Here is a 756-nt window from a genome sequence, read left to right as displayed (position 1 = left end):
AATCAGAATTTTGACCAAACCAATTGACCTGAACACCTGCGTCATGGGCATAGTGATCCAGCTGTGGTGTGGTTGGAATATCTTGATTAAAGACCGCAACCCCCTGTGCGACCAAGCCATCGATGATCGACGCTTTTTCAACAGCAATCTTTTCAACACTTTCAAAAGCTGCCAAATGCGCCGCCGCGACTGTGGTCACCATCGCGACATGCGGCTGGGCAATGCACGACAAGGGCGCAATTTCGCCAGGATGGTTCATTCCAATTTCGATGACGGCAAAGTCAGTTTCTGCCGGCATGCGCGCCAAAGTCAACGGCACGCCCCAGTGGTTGTTATAGCTGGCAACCGAAGCATGCGTGCGCCCCTGTTCTTGGAGCATGTCACGCAGCATTTCTTTGGTCGAGGTTTTGCCAACCGACCCCGTGACCGCGATCACACGCGCCGCTGTGCGCGCCCGTGCGGCGCGGCCTAAATCCTCAAGGGCGGCTTGAACATCGGCCACAATCAACAAGGGGGCTGTTTCATCCAAACCTTCGGGGATGTGATCCACCAAGGCTGCTGCGGCCCCTTGGGCCAAAGCCTGCGCAACAAATTCGTGACCGTCCCGCGCGGCTTTCAGGGCAACAAACAGATCGCCCTTTTCCAAGGTGCGGGTATCAATCGAGACGCCGGTCGCAGACCATGTTTGTGTTGAACGGCCCGAAGTTGCGCGGGTTGCATCGTCTGAAGTCCACAAGATCATCTAAATTATTCCAT

The 756-nt window shown here is 55.3% G+C and carries 1 protein-coding gene; it reads right to left on the bottom strand.

Annotated elements, in window-relative coordinates; translation table 11 throughout:
* On the bottom strand, nt 1–742 hold a 742-nt coding region (locus tag AC1QQ2_RS14655), incomplete at its 3' end, for a UDP-N-acetylmuramoyl-tripeptide--D-alanyl-D-alanine ligase (protein ID WP_479713697.1).
* Nucleotides 743–756 lie beyond the last annotated feature (14 nt).

The sequence above is a fragment of the Aestuarium sp. genome, assembly GCF_023253315.1.
Classification (GTDB): Bacteria; Pseudomonadota; Alphaproteobacteria; order Rhodobacterales; family Rhodobacteraceae; genus Marivivens; species Marivivens donghaensis.
Note: the sequence above shows the minus strand (reverse complement) of the source record. Positions and strands in the feature narration are given on the sequence as shown.